At 40.8% G+C, this 14,271-nt stretch carries 15 protein-coding genes and 1 pseudogene; 15 read left to right on the top strand and 1 reads right to left on the bottom strand.

What is annotated here, in order from left to right:
* Positions 1 to 38 precede the first annotated feature (38 nt).
* The 15 genes and pseudogenes from ACQY3F_RS15900 (at position 39) to ACQY3F_RS15830 (ending at position 12,873) form a co-directional block, all read left to right on the top strand.
* On the top strand, positions 39 to 899 hold the full coding sequence (locus ACQY3F_RS15900) for an ISAzo13-like element transposase-related protein (RefSeq protein WP_428355919.1): 861 nt from the start codon (positions 39 to 41) through the stop codon (positions 897 to 899).
* Positions 866 to 1,048 (top strand): ISAzo13-like element transposase-related protein, encoded by a 183-nt coding sequence (locus ACQY3F_RS15895; RefSeq protein WP_428355917.1) that lies wholly within the window; start codon positions 866 to 868, stop codon positions 1,046 to 1,048. The genes ACQY3F_RS15900 and ACQY3F_RS15895 overlap by 34 nt, the downstream gene beginning before the upstream one ends.
* A gap of 71 nt (positions 1,049 to 1,119) precedes the next feature.
* Positions 1,120 to 1,437, top strand: coding sequence for an IS66 family insertion sequence element accessory protein TnpA (tnpA, locus tag ACQY3F_RS15890; protein WP_428353701.1), 318 nt, complete (start codon positions 1,120 to 1,122; stop codon positions 1,435 to 1,437).
* A gap of 8 nt (positions 1,438 to 1,445) precedes the next feature.
* The gene (gene tnpB, locus ACQY3F_RS15885) at positions 1,446 to 1,799 is read left to right on the top strand and encodes an IS66 family insertion sequence element accessory protein TnpB (RefSeq protein ID WP_428355774.1); all 354 of its coding nucleotides are present in this window, start codon (positions 1,446 to 1,448) and stop codon (positions 1,797 to 1,799) included.
* Positions 1,783 to 3,341: pseudogene (tnpC, locus tag ACQY3F_RS15880) on the top strand (IS66 family transposase); the annotation flags it as partial. The gene tnpB and the pseudogene tnpC, both read left to right, overlap by 17 nt.
* On the top strand, positions 3,324 to 3,410 hold the full coding sequence (locus ACQY3F_RS15875; protein WP_428357706.1) for a transposase domain-containing protein: 87 nt from the start codon (positions 3,324 to 3,326) through the stop codon (positions 3,408 to 3,410). The pseudogene tnpC and the gene ACQY3F_RS15875, both read left to right, overlap by 18 nt.
* A 101-nt stretch (positions 3,411 to 3,511) precedes the next feature.
* A complete protein-coding gene (locus ACQY3F_RS15870) occupies positions 3,512 to 4,708 on the top strand; it encodes an ISAzo13 family transposase (RefSeq protein ID WP_428352931.1) in 1,197 nt (398 codons plus the stop codon).
* Between the two features lie 51 nt (positions 4,709 to 4,759).
* The gene (locus ACQY3F_RS15865; protein WP_428353676.1) at positions 4,760 to 5,224 is read left to right on the top strand and encodes a hypothetical protein; all 465 of its coding nucleotides are present in this window, start codon (positions 4,760 to 4,762) and stop codon (positions 5,222 to 5,224) included.
* Positions 5,221 to 7,017: a putative transposase gene (locus tag ACQY3F_RS15860; protein WP_428357705.1), complete on the top strand. Its 1,797-nt coding sequence runs from the start codon at positions 5,221 to 5,223 to the stop codon at positions 7,015 to 7,017. Before ACQY3F_RS15865 ends, ACQY3F_RS15860 begins: the two co-directional genes overlap by 4 nt.
* Before the next feature lie 50 nt (positions 7,018 to 7,067).
* Positions 7,068 to 8,486, top strand: a complete 1,419-nt coding sequence (locus tag ACQY3F_RS15855) for a polysaccharide biosynthesis tyrosine autokinase (protein WP_428355916.1) — start codon at positions 7,068 to 7,070, stop codon at positions 8,484 to 8,486.
* A 95-nt stretch (positions 8,487 to 8,581) separates the two neighbouring features.
* Positions 8,582 to 9,634: a Druantia anti-phage system protein DruA gene (locus ACQY3F_RS15850; RefSeq protein WP_428355914.1), complete on the top strand. Its 1,053-nt coding sequence runs from the start codon at positions 8,582 to 8,584 to the stop codon at positions 9,632 to 9,634.
* Complete coding sequence (locus ACQY3F_RS15845) at positions 9,613 to 10,362, top strand: ISAs1 family transposase (RefSeq protein ID WP_428355912.1); 750 nt, start codon at positions 9,613 to 9,615, stop codon at positions 10,360 to 10,362. Before ACQY3F_RS15850 ends, ACQY3F_RS15845 begins: the two co-directional genes overlap by 22 nt.
* 238 nt (positions 10,363 to 10,600) lie before the next feature.
* Entirely contained in the window at positions 10,601 to 11,191 is a 591-nt protein-coding gene (locus tag ACQY3F_RS15840; RefSeq protein WP_428355910.1) for a hypothetical protein, read from the top strand.
* Positions 11,192 to 11,413: 222 nt separating this feature from the next.
* Positions 11,414 to 12,181: a metallophosphoesterase family protein gene (locus tag ACQY3F_RS15835; RefSeq protein ID WP_428355908.1), complete on the top strand. Its 768-nt coding sequence runs from the start codon at positions 11,414 to 11,416 to the stop codon at positions 12,179 to 12,181.
* Positions 12,182 to 12,279: 98 nt separating this feature from the next.
* Entirely contained in the window at positions 12,280 to 12,873 is a 594-nt protein-coding gene (locus ACQY3F_RS15830) for a Uma2 family endonuclease (protein WP_428355906.1), read from the top strand.
* 13 nt (positions 12,874 to 12,886) lie between these two features.
* Here the strand turns inward: ACQY3F_RS15830 and ACQY3F_RS15825 are convergent, their stop codons facing one another.
* On the bottom strand, positions 12,887 to 14,095 hold the full coding sequence (locus ACQY3F_RS15825; protein WP_428355905.1) for an O-antigen ligase family protein: 1,209 nt from the start codon (positions 14,093 to 14,095) through the stop codon (positions 12,887 to 12,889).
* Positions 14,096 to 14,271: the final 176 nt, after the last annotated feature.

Below are 14,271 nucleotides of genomic sequence, written 5' to 3'. Positions count from 1 at the left end.
AATTCTGAATTTATTCTCACACTAGGCAGATAAGCTTGTTGATATTAACAGATAGCATTATAGGTTGGATTATAAATACAGCCCATCGTTTAAAAGGCTCGGTACGTCGTATATTCATGGCTGAAACGGTGGAGCTACTAGGCTCAGGTGGTGCAAGTATTGCTGAAGAAAAACCAGGATGGAATAGAGGCACTATCCGAAAAGGACAATATGAACTTGAAACTCAGCCCATAGAAGATAATTTTTCAGCGAGAGGGCGTAATAAAAGTGAAGAGCATTTTCCTCATCTACTTGATGACATAAAAAAAATTGCTGAACCGGAGTGTCAAACGGATCCCTCTTTTAATTCCTGTCGATTATATACCCGGCTAACGGCTAAAGAAGTTAGAAAACGTTTACTGGAGATTGATTATTATGATGAAAAAACATTACCTTGCTCAAAAACTATCAATACAAAATTAAATGACCTGAGTTACCATCCAAAAAAGGTACAAAAAACAAAGCCTCATAAGAAAATCAAGGAAACGGATGCAATTTTTGAACAAGTTCATTCAGTCAATGGAATGGCAGATATCAACCCAAAGGAGATTCGTATATCAATTGATGCCAAAGCAAGAATGAATATAGGAAATTTTTCACGGGGAGGACGAAATCGGGTTTTAACAAAAGCAGAGGATCATGATTTAGATGTTAAGGAAAAGTTAACTCCTTTTGGTTTTTATCTGCCTGAACATGATGATTTTTTCCTTTTCTTTACAGCAGGCTATGCCAGCAGTGATTTCATCGTTGACCGATTGGAAGAAATTTGGCCAGAAATTCAAGAAAAATATGGAGTAGATATTCTGACACACACGCTGACAATGGTATGGAGAACAGTAGCTCCAGAACTCAGTTTATAAAAAGGCTTGTGGAGTTTGCTGAAAAAAGCAACATAAAGATAAAACTGGCCTACTACCCTCCTTATCATAGTAAATATAACCCAATTGAACGAGTATGGGGAGCCTATGAAAATCATATTAGTGGCGACATAATGGTAAGCGCTCAATAGTCAGCGTACTTCACGGCAACTCAGATTAATGCCAAACTATCCCCATTGTTAAATACCACGGGGAATTTTAAATGGCAGCGTTAGAAAAAATACAGGAAAAGACTTTCTGGCCTATTCACATAGAGCACTGGCAGGCATCAGGCCAATCACAGGCAGCTTATTGTCGGCAACATGATTTATGCCCGCAAAAGTTCGGCTACTGGAAACGTAAATCGACTGTAAAGCCTACTACTTCCCCTACAGGATTTACGCGCATTCGGGTTGACGAGGGTATCTCACCGGATCTAGCTATTGGATTATCCTTACGATTTAATGATGGCACACGTCTGGAAGGTATTACGCAGGACACTATGCCGTGTATTCAACCACTGCTTGAGCTGTTGCGGTGACGGTTGTTATGCGTCCATCCCTGTCTTTAACGGAGGTGTATCTGTATCGGCGTCCCATTGATTTTCGTAAGTCACACCGAGGGCTATCGGCGATTGTTGAATGTGAGTTAGGGCATAATCCTTTTGAGGGGGCTCTCTATGCCTTTACGAATAAACGGCGGAATAAGATTAAATGCCTGTTTTGGGAAGATAATGGTTTTGTCCTTTATTACAAGTCATTGGTAGAAGAAACATTTAAGTGGCCTAAGGGTGAGGAAGAGACATTAACCTTAACAGGCCAGCCGTTAAACTGGCTGCTGGATGGCTTTGATATTAGCGCGATGAAAGGTCATAAAAAACTTCAATATGAGTCTGTTTTTTAGCTGTTTTTGTGTTCATTATTGCCACTATAAATGCTATAATAAAGCCATGATTTTAGCCGATATTTCAAATATAAAACAACAAGATAAAGCCGGTTCTTTGCTGTCGGAGAGTGTTGCTTTGTTGCTTGAAAAAGAAGAGGCTATTGATGAACTGACGCGTGTGATTGAAGTTAAGTCTGGGGTGATTTCCGAACAGAAAAAACGCATCCTTATTCTGGAAGAGGTACTACGCTTATCTAAAATAAAACGCTTTGGGTCATCGAGTGAACAATCTCATCAATCCTCTTTGTTTGATGAAGCAGAGAATGAAGCAGATAGCAGCGAGGAATTAGACCAGGAAGCTGATGAAGCACCTGAGGGCGATAAGCAGACAAGTTCTACTGGCACGAAGAAAAAGCCGGGACGTAAACCCTTTTCGGATAAGTTACCCCGCGAGCAAATTTTTATTCATTTAACGGATGAAGAAAAAGAAGGCGCTATTGATACTTTCTTCACGAAAGTGAAAGAAGAGCTGGATATTATTCCTGCTAAAGTACGTGTTCTTGAATACATGCAGGAAAAAGCGGTCTTTGTCGAACAGATTGAAGGCGAAAAGCAACGCCAGGTTAAAGCCGCACAAATGCCCAGACACCCTATTGCCAGAGCAATGGGAAGCATCAGTTTAATGTGCTTTGTTATTATCGCCAAGTATGCTGACGGCTTACCTTTATATCGGCAAGAAGGCATCTTGTCTCGTTATGGGGGTGACATCTCCAGAGCGCATTAGCAAACTGGATGATCGCACTGGCTAAACAACTTCAGCCCCTGATTAACCTGATGCGAGAGCATCAACACACAGGGGCAGTCATACTCGCTGATGAAACGCGGGTTCAGGTATTAAAAGAACCGGGGCGGCCAGCGACCTCAGATAAATATATGTGGGTGACGCTTGGCGGGCCACCGGGTGAAAAAAGCATCCTGTTTGAATACGATCCCTCTCGTAGTGGAGACGTCCCCATGCGCCTGCTTGACGGCTTTAGTAGCTATCTGCAAACCGATGGCTATGCGGGGTACAATGCCGTGTGCCAAAAAAACAGCATCACCCAGCTGGGGTGCTGGGATCATGCGCGTCGTTATTTTAAAGATGCCCAGAATGCACAGCCTAAACGCAAAAAGGGACAAAATAACAAACCCTCAAAAGCAGGTAAAGCGCTGAGCCTGATCAATAAACTGTATGTCATTGAGCGAGAAATTAAAGACCTGTCAGTGGATGAAAAATATCAGCAGCGCCAGGAGAAGAGCATTCCTGTATTGAGCCAGCTCAAAGCCTATCTGGAAGAAAACCAGCATAAAGTACCTAAAGATAGCCTGACAGGAAAGGCAATGACTTACCTGAGTAACCAGTGGGAAAAACTCAATGTGTATTGCACCCATGGTGAACTCAATATTAGCAACATCCTGGCAGAAAATGCGATTCGCCCGTTTGTGATAGGGCGCAAAGCCTGGTTATTTTCTGATACCCCTGCGGGTGCTCGTGCCAGTGCAATACATTACAGCCTGATAGAAACAGCTAAAGCAAATGGGCTGGAGCCTTATGCATATCTTAAGCAGGTTCTCACTGCTTTACCTTAGGGAGATGGAAAGAAATAATCATCCAAACGAAGTAAGCTTGTGTCTCAATAATTTATAATAATGAATTCTGAATTTATTCTCACACTAGGCAGATAAGCTTGTTGATATTAACAGATAGCATTATAGGTTGGATTATAAATACAGCCCATCGTTTAAAAGGCTCGGTACGTCGTATATTCATGGCTGAAACGGTGGAGCTACTAGGCTCAGGTGGTGCAAGTATTGCTGAAGAAAAACTAGGATGGAATAGAGGCACTATCCGAAAAGGACAATATGAACTTGAAACTCAGCCCATAGAAGATAATTTTTCAGCGAGAGGGCGTAATAAAAGTGAAGAGCATTTTCCTCATCTACTTGATGACATAAAAAAAATTGCTGAACCGGAGTGTCAAACGGATCCCTCTTTTAATTCCTGTCGATTATATACCCGGCTAACGGCTAAAGAAGTTAGAAAACGTTTACTGGAGATTGATTATTACGATGAAAAAACATTACCTTGCTCAAAAACTATCAATACAAAATTAAATGACCTGAGTTACCATCCAAAAAAGGTACAAAAAACAAAGCCTCATAAGAAAATCAAGGAAACGGATGCAATTTTTGAACAAGTTCATTCAGTCAATGGAATGGCAGATATCAACCCAAAAGAGATTCGTATATCAATTGATGCCAAAGCAAGAATGAATATAGGAAATTTTTCACGGGGAGGACGAAATCGGGTTTTAACAAAAGCAGAGGATCATGATTTAGATGTTAAGGAAAAGTTAACTCCTTTTGGTTTTTATCTGCCTGAACATGATGATTTTTTCCTTTTCTTTACAGCAGGCTATGCCAGCAGTGATTTCATCGTTGACCGATTGGAAGAAATTTGGCCAGAAATTCAAGAAAAATATGGAGTAGATATTCTGACAATTAACGCTGACAATGGTATGGAGAACAGTAGCTCCAGAACTCAGTTTATAAAAAGGCTTGTGGAGTTTGCTGAAAAAAGCAACATAAAGATAAAACTGGCCTACTACCCTCCTTATCATAGTAAATATAACCCAATTGAACGAGTATGGGGAGCCTATGAAAATCATATTAGTGGCGACATAATGGATACAGTTGAAACAACTTTAAAATTTGCCAAAAGTATGACCTACAATGGCAAAGCACCTATTGTTAAATTAACAGAAAAAATATATGAAACAGGAGTAAAGGTAGGTAAAAAAGCAATGAAGACGTATTATCAGTTTGTTGACCGAATGCCATCGTTGGAGAAATGGTTTTTGACCATTTCTCCTGGTTGTTCTGGATGATTATTTCTTTCCATCTCCCTAAGCCCTCATATCATACGAGGTATTCAATTAATGCAGCAACTCATGCTCCCAATAATTCCTCAGGGTACGACTATTATAAATGGTCAGGTCAGTGTTGATAACCGAAATGATGAGTGGTTTTATTTCCTCGGCGGTATCCCGATCTATTCTCACCAGGCTGACAATAAGAGATTATTTAGACTTCACACCTCTCAACTCATCAATACCGGCTCCTGTCGTTCAATCGATATTATTACAACCTTTGGTGTCTCTAAAAGTAGTGTTATGCGCTCATTAAGGCAACTACGAGAAAAAGGGGCTGATTCGTTTTTTGAACCTCGCCCGACTCGCAAGGGAGGACCACTCTTTACGCTTGAGGTTTTGCAGCAAGCTCAGGAATATCTGGATCAAGGTATGACGCCTAACGAAGCCGCTAAAGAATTAGGCATCCGGGCAGATACCTTTCGCAAGGCGATCAGTGATGGACGTTTAAAAAAAAGTCTGCCGTATCAATAGACCCCAATGATGGCAGTACCAAATCAGCCCGTGATATTATTGATGCCAGTGCAGCCGAGTCACTCGGTACGGCCTGCACTCGAGTAGAAGAGCGAATCCAGGCGGCTTTGGGTGAGCAGGAAAAGGGAGCCTCAATCGAATTCGAATCCTGTTTAGATGTTCCTAAAGGCGGTGTGTTATGTGCATTGCCCGCGTTACTTAGCAATGGCTTATTAAATGACATTGAGCACCACCTTGGCAAACTGACAGGTTATTATCAAACCTTTCATATCCTATTGCTACTCGCCTTTATGGGACTATGTCGCATCAAAAATGCCGAACAACTTCGCGAGCATGCACCGGGTGAATTCGGCAAACTACTTGGCCTGGATCGGGTTCCCGAAGTGCGCTGTTTAAGAACCAAAGTAAAAGGACTGTCTGATCCAGAATCAGTTGAAAGCTGGGCGGCCGACCTCAGTCGACAATGGATGGAAAATGAACCAGAGGCAGCAGGAACACTCTACATAGATGGTCATGTCCGTGTCTATCATGGACACTTGACTAAACTTCCCAAACGGCATGTTTCACGCGAAAAACTCTGCTTACGGGGTATCACCGACTACTGGGTTAATGATGGTACGGGGCGTCCCTTCTTTGTCGTTGAAAAAACGGTGGATCCGGGCTTACTAAAAACGCTGGAAGAAGATATCGTCCCCCGATTACTCAAAGACATTCCGAATCAACCGAGTGCACAAGCATTACAGCAAAACAAACAAGCCTGTCGTTTTATCCTGGTGTTTGATAGAGAAGGCTATAGCCCCGCATTCTTTAGAAAGATGTGGGACAAGCATCGTGTCGCTTGCATGACCTATCATAAATTTCCCACCGAAAATTGGCCACTGGACAATTTTTCCAGTCAGGAGATCACCCTACCGAGTGGTGAAAAAGTCATCATGAAACTCGCCGAACGAGGCAGTCTGGTTGGAACCAAAAAACAGGCGATGTGGATGAGAGAAGTGCGCAAGTTGACTGATTCTGGTCACCAAACCAGTATTATTACCACAGCCTATGAACTAGAGTTGACGGCTGTTTCTGGGCGAATGTTTAGCCGGTGGTGCCAAGAGAACTTTTTTAGATATATGAAGCACCACTATGGGCTAGATATGCTACAGGAGTATGGAATAGAGCCACTATCCGATACCCAAAAGGTGGTCAACCCTGATAGGCGCCAACAGGAAGGACAGCGTAATTCGATACAATCCAAACTCAATTACCGTCTATCTCGATTTGCAGCGATGGAACTTCATCCGGTGATTAAAAAAGATGAAACGGAAGATGTGAAATACAAGAAATGGGAAAGAAAACGAGCAGAATTACTCGAAGAAATAGAGCATTATGAAAATGAACTAAAAACCATCAAGGAAAAACTAAGCCAAACGCCCAAACACATTACCTGGCAAGAGTTGAGAGACGAAGATAAGTTCGAACAGCTTCTGCCAGGGAAAAAGCGGCTGATAGATACTGTCAACATGATCGCTTATCGGGCAGAAACAGCAATGGCCGCTCTGCTAACCTCACCGACAATCGATTTTCCGATGGCAAGGCAACTATTACAAACGCTGTTTGTGACAGAAGCAGATATATTACCCGATGAAGTAAAAAAACAACTTCGGATACGTGTGCATAGTACTTCCCTACCTGCAAGTAATAAAGCAATAGAAAAGTTATTTGAACAACTCAATCAAACGGAACTCAATTATCCAGGAACCGATCTGCGCTTAATTTATGAGCTGACTTCATCCGCAAAAAATTAGGAAATGGTCTCAAATTAGTTTCGTCTGAATCAAGATGTCTGACGGTAGGTTTGTCCCAACAGCAATTATCTGAAATCAATAGTCAGTTGATTATTGCGAGAACCCAGCGAGCGGAAGCTGAAGCGCGTGTGCGTCAGGTGCAGCGATTGGTTCGTCAAGGCGGTGAGGTGGGGAGTGTTTCTGAGGTGCTGAATTCTTCTTTGATTCAGCGCTTAAAAGAACAGGAATCGGCATTGCAGCGTAAACATTCTGAGATGTCGGTAGAGTTTGGTAAAAAACATCCTAAGATGATTCATCTACAGGCAGAGTTAGGCGATATTAACGCTAAAATTAAATCAGAAGTGCAAAAAATTGCCGTTAGCTTACAAAATGAACTGGAAGTTGCTCAAACGCGCGAATATTCATTGCGATCAAGTTTAAAGCAGATTCAGGAAGAAACAGGAGGCGATCGTGAAGCGGCAGTCGGTTTACGGGCCTTAGAAAGAGAAGCGTCCGCGAATAGAATATTATTTGAAACCTTTTTGACACGGTTTAAAGAGACGACTTCTACACAAGGAATGGGCGAAGCCAATGCGCGCGTTATTTCTGAAGCAGAAGTGCCTTCAGGAGCTTCATTTCCTAAGAAAAAACTGTTGTTAATTGTTAGTGTCCTGGGCGGTTTGTTTTTCTCTATCGTATTGGTATTTGTATTAGAGATGTTAAACCCTGGCTTACGTAGTCCTGAGCAAGTTGAAGAGCATTTGCGTTTGCCGACTTTGGGTGTTATCCCTTCTTCAACCTCTAAATTAGAGGCGCATGATTATGTACTGGATAAACCGCATTCTAGTTTAACTGAGGCGATTAATTCTTTGCGTGTTTCTTTAATGTTGCTGAATCCTGATGAGCAAGTTAAAACTTTATTAGTAACGTCTGCCGTTCCATCTGAAGGTAAGAGTGTGTTGGCAATGTTGATTGCTAGAATTTCCGCGCAAGTAGGGCAAAAAGTCGTGTTAGTCGATACGGATTTTAGACGTCCAACGCTTGAGAAAAAATTGGGTATTGATACCAGTCAACCAGGCTTAACGGATTTATTAATGCAGCATGATTTAGCGGTGAGTGAGGTGTTACTGACTGATGAAAAAACAGGGATGAAGGTTTTATCGCGTGGTATGTCGAGCTATGTTAATCCTTCTGATTTGTTTGCTTCTAAGCGTATGCAAAATATTTTAGATGAATTAAAAAATGAGTTTGATTTGGTGATTTTGGATTCGCCTCCGGTAATGGCGGTGACTGATTCCCGTGTACTATCGCGGATGGTTGATAAAACTTTGTTTGTGTTACGTTGGGATGATACGCCGAGAAAAGTTGTAAAAGCCGCCTTGCAGCAAATGGCACAGTCGGGTGCTGATAATGTGGCGGGTATTATTTTACAGCAAGTTGATTTAAAACAGTATGGCCGTAGTGGCTATGGCACGGCTAATTTGTTCTAGCTATAAAGGGTAAGCATGGTAATGAGTTACACCCCAAGATGGACAAACCCATGAAAAGCATGTATAGTTTCTATCCAGTTTCTTGAGATAAAACGATGCAACTCAACCAAATATCAGTCAGGCCCATTTTAAAGCAAGAAGAACCAAAATATCAGGATTTGATGGAGGCCCAGCATTACTTAGGTGCTATTCCAAAAATTGGTGAAACCCTTTGGTATGTGGCCTATTCTGAAACAGAATGGATTGCACTGATCAGCTTTTCGGCCGCCGCATTAAAGTGTGCGGCTCGTGATAGCTGGATAGGATGGAGTTATCGCCACCAAACGGGCCGCTTAAAACTGATTGCCAACAACAGCCGTTTTTTGATATTACCGACGAGGCATGATAAAAACCTAGGATCACGCTTCCTTTCACTGTGCCTTAAACGCTTATCCAATGATTGGGTTGAAAAGTATGGACACCCTATTTTGTTGGTCGAGACCTTTGTCGATCCAAAGCGATTTCATGGAGGTGTTTATCGAGCCAGTAACTGGCAGGCTATTGGTTACACGAAAGGGTTTCGCAGGGTAACAGACGGTTACTCTGCTCAAACAGAGCACAAAAAGCTGATTTTCGTTAAGCCACTTCATCGTCGAGCACAATCTGTTTTATCTCACACTATATTAAGTCATCATTTTTTATTAGGTGAGGTAAAAATGAAAATAACGCGTCATCAAATGCGTTCATTACCGGATTTCTTCAAGGAAATTAATGATCCCCGTAGAGCCCAAGGGCGACGCCATAGAATACAGACTGTTCTGGGAATAGCCGCTGGAGCTGTGTTATGCGGCATGAGGAGCTATGAATCTATTTTTGACTGGGCTGAAAGCTTATCTCAAAAGTCCAGAGCGCATTTTCGTTGCCGTTATGATAAAGGCCGTTATGTGATTCCAAGCCTAAGCATTTTTAGAAATATCTTAGTAAGAGTAGACCCGAATGAACTTGACGCAGCCTTTAATGCCTGGAACAAAGCCTATGCCCAGGATGACAACTCACTCGCAATAGATGGCAAAGTCATGTGTAATGCGATTGATGAATCAGGGCGCCAAACACAAATAATGAGTGCTGTTGGGCATACCACAGGAATTTGCTACGCCCAAAAAAAGTAGGTACTTTGCCTGTTGGAGATGGGTCGGATGAAGTTAAGCAAACCAATGAAATAACATTTGCTCCGAAATCATTAGATACACTACCGATTGAAAATAAAGATATCACCAGCGATGCTTTGCACACCCAGACTGAATTCGCGCGTTATTTAGTAGAACAACGAAAAGCGCATTATTATTTTAGTGTCAAAGGAAACCAGCCGACACTGCTTGATGATATTACCACCTACTTTTCAAATGATAGCCGTTTGGCAGATTATGAAGACAAAGTGTCTGTCGGGCACGGACGAATTGAGATTCGTAGAATCTGGGTCACATCGGAATTAAGTGAGTATGTATTATTCCCTCATGTTGCCCAGGTTTATCGCATAGAACGAGAAATAACGGACAAGAAAAGTGGGAAAACATCACTTGCGACCGCTTACGGTGTGACCAGCAGAACAAAAAAAGACGCAGATCCGAAAACCATCTTATATAAAGTTCGAGGTCACTGGTCTATTGAAGTCAGTCATTATATTATTGACTGGGTTTTTGATGAAGATCGCTCAACAATTCGTACCGGTTATGGCCCTGAGAACATGACCCGTCTTAGGCGCTTTGCTATCGGATTAATAAAATCAAAAGTTGAGAAAGGGATTTCAAAGAAAATGAGGCAACTCAATAAGAATACCAGAGCTGTTTTAGACTATTTGAAAATTACAAAAAATACCAGGAGGCCTTGTGCCGCATAAGGTTTAGAATATGAACAAATTAACCCTGGTGGCTATGGGGATTCAGGGTATTATTATCACTATGGTAAGTATGGGCAATATTATGTTAGAGTTTTATCTGATTCTCCTGATGAGTTACTTGTGTTTAATAAGCTGTTGTTAAAGTTAAGGCATTAATATTTTTAGGTATGTTGATTAAAGAGCCGCTATTGCTTTATTTTTGTATTGTTTTTATGTTGTTTTTAATGGAGTTTTATCTATGAAATATTTTTTGTCTATTCTTTTTTTCCTGAGTTCGGTTAATATCAGTTCGGCAGGGGTTTTTAACGAAGTAGGTGATGCGGGTGAATTAGTGTCAACTGCACAAAATACAGCGGGAGATGGATCTCTTGATGCTATAAACGGGTATTTGGACTTTGATGATGTTGATTTATTCAAGATTTCTGTCACTGATTTTCTTAACTTTGAAGTTTCAATGACCGCTTCTTTAACGCCAGATGCAAGCCCCTTTCCAGTGGAGGATGTAGCGGGTTTGTGGTTATTTGATATGGCGGGTGATTTAGTTACGGAGGATTCTTCATACGATTTGTTTTTTTCTGATCCCGCGCTGTTTGATCCATTAGCATCAAATGGTATGTATTTATTAGCCGTTGCTTTGTTTGGTATTGAGCCTGATAATTTGTTTGATTTGGACACTGGCTGGTATAAAGATGTTGCTAGTATTCAAGAAGGATCTTATACCCTGCAAATAACAGGCGCTGAATTTTCTGTGCCCGTGCCTGCACCGCCAGTTTTATGGTTATTATCAATTGGCTTGATTGCTTTAGTTAGAAACAGGAAAATAGCGTAAATTGATTCGGAAATGGGACTTTAGTCCCGTCTTGCCTCATACTTTGGGTTAAAGGCTCGGCTTTCAGTTTAGTGCGAGCATGAAAAAGTGTGTACTACTTTCAAGTAGATATGAAGGTAGCCCAGTTTTTATGTGATTTAAGTGAGTATAATTGTAATCCAAAAGCCTTTCCTCAAATTTTTGAGGAAAGGCTTTTTCATTTTAAGCGGGAAGGTTATTCATTTGAAAAGATTTATTAACAAGTTTGTTAAGAAAAAAATCACTAAACCATGGGCACTTCCTGATAATACGCGTGTGTATTGTATTGGTGATATTCATGGTCGAGATGATTTGTTAAAAAACATTCATGATGAAATTCTGGCTGATGCTAGCGATTATTCGGGTAAGGTGGTTGTTATTTATTTGGGGGATTATATAGATCGAGGTCTGCATTCTAAAAAGGTGATTGATCTTTTATTGAGTAAACCATTACCTGATTTTGAATCTATTTATCTACGTGGTAATCATGAGCAAGTATTATTAGATTTTTTGTATGTTGATGCTAATATTGCTACTCAATGGTTTAGTTATGGTGGCCAATCAACGGTATTAAGTTATGGAGTCTCGATGCAGGGGATTCCTTTTGGTGAAAAACTAATCCAGTTACAGCAAGATTTAGCGGATAAAATTCCTACTGAGCATATGTCTTTTTATAATTACCTCCAATATTCTTATGAGGTGGGGGATTACTTTTTTGTACATGCGGGAGTTAAGCCCAAAGTGGCATTAAAGCGTCAATCAGAATTAGTGAAGATGTGGATTCGAGAGGAATTTTTGAATTCTAATTACCGCTTTGAAAAAATGATTGTTCATGGTCATTCGGTTGTTGATGAGCCTGCTGTATTACCGAACAGAATTGGTATTGATACCGGTGCTTATGTCAGCGGTGTATTGACGTGTTTAGTGTTAGAGGGTGAGGATAAGCGGTTTCTGGCAACTACTTCATCTTGATCGCTTGTGTTGTTTGCTATGTAAGAAAAACATAACTTTATCCGAGACTAATGGCTTGTATAATAAAACTTGTATTTAGGAAATCAGGAATTAAAGTAATGCCTACAGTAATAAAACAGCTGGGTTTCATAACTGAAGAAGAATACCTGGTGAGTGAATTAAATAGTGAAGTAAAGCATGAGTATGTTGATGGTCAGGTTATTGCGATGGCAGGTGCGAGTCCTGATCATGGGCGAATTTCAGGTAATATATTTGGAGAATTCCGTACCCACTTAAAAAATACTTCTTGTGAGCCCTTTATCTCTGACATGAAGGTAAAAACGTCATCAGAACAGTTTCGTTATCCCGATGTATTGGTGGTATGTGATAAAGGCTTTATTAATAATGGTTACGTTACTCAGTCGCCTATCATTATAGTTGAAGTGCTGTCCCGATCTACTCGAAAGATAGATGAAAAAGATAAGCTTATAGAATATATCAATATTCCAACGCTAAAGGAGTATGTTCTTATTGAGCAAGATTATGCCGATATTACGGTATATCGTGAAAGTGATGATTGGCGTACAACACACTACTTTTTAGGTGAAAATATATACTTTGAGTCTATTGAGTTTACACTCTCCGTAGAAGAAATTTATCACCGTGTAGAAAATGAGGATGTAGTCAAGTTTTTGGAAAGCAAGGAAGATTAAGGCTATAGTTGGCTTATGAATTATTTTGTTTTGAATTGAATGATTGAGCAAATCCAGCCCCAAGTATAGCGGCATAGATTACTGCAATAGCGGGAATTTGCAGGCTAAAATCAACAAATGCATGGGCAGCGACTAAAACAGTACTTGAGAAACCAATTGCTGGATATATCCAGTTTCGTTGCCTATTCCATATCCCTGTTAAACACTGCAACGTTATTAGAAAAATACTCAGGAATAAGGCGCTTGCCGCTGGAATTCCTAGTTCAAAGAGGTTTTCTAAATAAGTATTGTGTGCCTTGTCATAATTTCCACGTATCTCTTTTGTGCGATACAAGCGAAAAGAGTTTTCATAGGAGCCATAGCCATATCCGAGATAGGGGTTATTTGCAATTCCCTGTAATGTCGCGCTATATACTTTAGGGCGCTCGGCTTTTTCGACTGAAATTTGTCCCATTCGCTCCATTAATTTATCGCTGCTGATACTAAAAAGCGTTATAGCCATTAGAATGACAGCAAAAACAGCGTAACTTAATGACCTGCTTTTTAGTTTTTTGCTGATACTTAATATGCTGAATAGGGTGATAATTGCTAATGTAGTACTCAGGAATCCGCCTCTGGAATGTGTTAAAAATAAGGCGGTGCCGACAGTGAAAAACATAAAAACTGGAAGCCAGGCACGCGTGATAAGAGCCTCTATAAAGAGTTGTTTACCATAGTTGCTATTTAAACCGTATGTTGCACTTTGCTTAAATTGGTGCAGAATATTCGGTATTAAGCAAAGTAGGGAGAGACCTGCGTAGGTAGCATATGAATTTCTGTTAATAATGGTGCTGGTGACATCTTTTTGGTACGAGGTCTTTTCAAACCAAAGTATTTTATTAAAATCACCTAGGTAGATGACTAGTCCATAGGCTGCGTAGACAAAGCCCGCTACCGCAAGCCAGTTAAATAACTTTTGTGCGTTTTCGAATTTCTGGCAGTAATACATGGCAAGTATAAAAACCAAGCCATATGCAAGCAGTCGCATGCTAGCTGTAATAGTTTGTTCTGGAGCGAGGCTAATTCTTGCTGGAATTTCAGTTTCTAAGGCTTGTGCTGTCATTTGCCAAAGCGGATGTCCCCAGCTTTCAGGAATTAGGGTACTGGTTTGAATATAGGCCCAGAGTAGGGTGCTAATAAATAAAATAAAGGGGACTTTTATTCTTGCAAAGTGCAGTTGCATTCTCTTCTCTTTTAGAAAGTAGGAAATGCACCAGCTAATGGTGACTAATGCAATGAGCAAGCTCAGTAAACTCCATGACCAGGGGCGGTTGCTACCAAAGGGTAGAGGGGAAAGTACAAGTAGGGTAAGAAGGGCGTAGAAGGGCATTTTTGCTGCAGATGTTTTATGTTAGTGAG

The organism is Methyloprofundus sp., assembly GCF_965251085.1.
GTDB lineage: Bacteria > Pseudomonadota > Gammaproteobacteria > Methylococcales > Methylomonadaceae > Methyloprofundus.
This window is presented reverse-complemented; position numbering and strand designations above follow the sequence as displayed.

Coding starts and splice junctions, on each gene's coding strand:
- ACQY3F_RS15865 (WP_428353676.1), top strand. CDS start 4,760: ATGCAGCAACTCATGCTCCCAATAATTCCTCAGGGTACGACTATTATA.
- ACQY3F_RS15825 (WP_428355905.1), bottom strand. CDS start 14,095: ATGCAACTGCACTTTGCAAGAATAAAAGTCCCCTTTATTTTATTTATT.
- tnpB (WP_428355774.1), top strand. CDS start 1,446: ATGCGTCCATCCCTGTCTTTAACGGAGGTGTATCTGTATCGGCGTCCC.
- ACQY3F_RS15830 (WP_428355906.1), top strand. CDS start 12,280: ATGCCTACAGTAATAAAACAGCTGGGTTTCATAACTGAAGAAGAATAC.
- ACQY3F_RS15850 (WP_428355914.1), top strand. CDS start 8,582: ATGCAACTCAACCAAATATCAGTCAGGCCCATTTTAAAGCAAGAAGAA.
- ACQY3F_RS15895 (WP_428355917.1), top strand. CDS start 866: ATGGAGAACAGTAGCTCCAGAACTCAGTTTATAAAAAGGCTTGTGGAG.
- tnpA (WP_428353701.1), top strand. CDS start 1,120: ATGGCAGCGTTAGAAAAAATACAGGAAAAGACTTTCTGGCCTATTCAC.
- ACQY3F_RS15840 (WP_428355910.1), top strand. CDS start 10,601: ATGAAATATTTTTTGTCTATTCTTTTTTTCCTGAGTTCGGTTAATATC.